We start from the raw sequence: 2,099 nt of genomic DNA on the forward strand, positions 1-2,099 counted from the left end.
GTCATGCATAGGCAAGCTGACAAACCGCTATCGCGAGCAAGCTCGCTCCCACAAAGGCCTGTATTTGGGTGTGCTTGGAAATCGGGTTATGCGCTGATCGCCAACCCGTGTCGCCGGTGATGCACGCTCAGCTGATCCTTGATCAGCCGCAGCACCCTGGCCTCGTGTTCATGGATGAAGAAGTGCCCGCCCGCCAGCATATCCACGGAGAAGCTGCTGCTGGTTTCGCGGCTCCAGCCGATCAACTGCTCGGTGGTGGCCTTGTCGGCGGTGCCGCCGAGCACGTGCACGGGGCAGTTGAGCGGTGACCGAAGCCTTGGCTGGTAGCGGCCACAGAGCAGGAAGTCCGCGCGCAGCACCGGCAAGGTCAAAGCCATCAGCTCTTCATTGGCCAGCACCTCTTCGCTGGTACCGTTGAGGGTGCGCAGCTGGTCGATCAGTTCAGCATCGGTTTTCGGCTCGGCGAAGCCCCGGTCATAGTCGGCGCGCATCGTCGGCGCCGCGGTGCCCGAGGCAAACAGCGCCACCGGTTCCGGGCAGCCCAGCTCACGCAAGGCATGAGCGATTTCACAGGCCAGCAGCGCGCCCAGGCTGTGGCCGAACAGGGCGTAAGGGGCCTGGAGGGTCGGGGCCAGCTCCCGCGCCAGTTGCTTCGCCAAGGGCCCCATGTCGGTGTGCAGCGGCTCGGCGAAACGCGCCCCACGCCCCGGCAATTCCACCGGCTGCACCGTCAGCCACTGCGGCACCTTGCGCCGCCAGCGGCTGTAAACCATCGCGCTGGCGCCGGAGTACGGCAGACACAGCAGGGTCAGTTGGGTCACTGCGGTTTTCTCCGATCGTTTGTATGAAAAGAGTAACGAGGCCCGCGCGTTACAAATTAGTGCGCCATCCCCCACTTGGGTGCACTTTATACTGCACGCCATCATGGATCTTACTGCCTTAAGGAGAACCCAATGAGCTGGTCTGCCCAACAATATGTCACTTTCGAACAGGAACGCACCCGCCCGTCTCGCGATCTGCTGGCAGCCATCCCGCCGGTACAGGCGCGTCAGGTCATCGACCTGGGCTGCGGCCCCGGCAACTCCACCGAGCTGCTGGTCGATCACTTTCCCGGCGCAACGGTGCGCGGCCTGGACAGTTCCGCCGACATGGTCGAAGCCGCCCGTAAGCGCTTGCCCGACGTGACATTCGACACCGCCGATATCGGGCGCTGGAACGAAAGCGGCCCCTTCGACGTGATCTTCGCCAACGCCGTGCTGCAATGGCTTCCCGACCACGCCACCCTGCTGCCGTCGCTGGTGGCCAAACTCGCCCCTGGCGGCAGCCTGGCCGTCCAGATGCCTGACACCCTGCACCAACCGTCCCATCGCTTGATGCGTGACATCGCCGCCAGCGGCCCCTGGGCCAATCAACTGGCCGGCGCGGCGGATTCGCGGACCGAGGTAGAGGATGCCAGCACTTATTACTCGATCCTCAAACCCCACTGCACCCGCGTCGATGTGTGGCGCACCACCTACCATCACCCGCTGGCCGGTGGCGCCTCGGGGGTCGTGGAATGGTTCAAGGGTAGCGGTCTGCGCCCGTTCCTCGATCCGCTGGACGAAGCGCAGCGCGAGGACTATCTGCAGCAATACCTCAAGGACATCGAACAGGCCTATCCGGCCCTGGACGATGGTTCGGTCCTGCTGCCGTTCCCGAGGGTGTTCATCGTCGCGACACGCTAGGGCGATGGTCAGGCGCGAGGGCTAAATTTCTGATCCGGGCCCTCGTTACCTGCTAAGACCAAAACCCACAAGAGTGACCGCCGTGGACCTGCAGACCATCCTGGGCAAACTGTTCGCCAACGCCGGCGCCGTTGGTATCGACGGCGTTTTCCAATTCGTGTTCGGCCCGCATCAGGCGTACTGGTCCGAGGTCAAAGCCAGCAGCCACACCCAGGCTGGTCGGCACAGCAGCCCCGACGTGACTATCGAAATCGCGGAAAAGGACTTTCTCGGGATCATGGCCGGCCTGGCCAATGTCGAGGAACTGTTCGCCAGCGGCCGCCTGAGGATCGGTGGCAACATGGGCCTGGCGACGTTGCTGCCGCAGATCATCGA

At 63.7% G+C, this 2,099-nt stretch carries 3 protein-coding genes; 2 read left to right on the forward strand and 1 reads right to left on the reverse strand.

Going from position 1 to position 2,099, the window contains the following annotated elements; translation table 11 throughout:
* Positions 1-86: 86 nt before the first annotated feature.
* A complete protein-coding gene (locus ACE04F_RS21130; RefSeq protein WP_486109722.1) occupies positions 87-821 on the reverse strand; it encodes a thioesterase II family protein in 735 nt (244 codons plus the stop codon).
* Between the two features lie 75 nt (positions 822-896).
* Here ACE04F_RS21130 and tam point away from each other — a divergent pair, with 75 nt between their 5' ends.
* The gene (gene tam / locus ACE04F_RS21135; protein ID WP_486109724.1) at positions 897-1,724 is read left to right on the forward strand and encodes a trans-aconitate 2-methyltransferase; all 828 of its coding nucleotides are present in this window, start codon (positions 897-899) and stop codon (positions 1,722-1,724) included.
* Positions 1,725-1,806: 82 nt separating this feature from the next.
* Positions 1,807-2,099, forward strand: a 293-nt coding sequence (locus ACE04F_RS21140) for an SCP2 sterol-binding domain-containing protein (protein ID WP_486109726.1), incomplete at its 3' end; no start/stop codon positions are given.

It is taken from the genome of Pseudomonas sp. AGC41, from assembly GCF_057334555.1.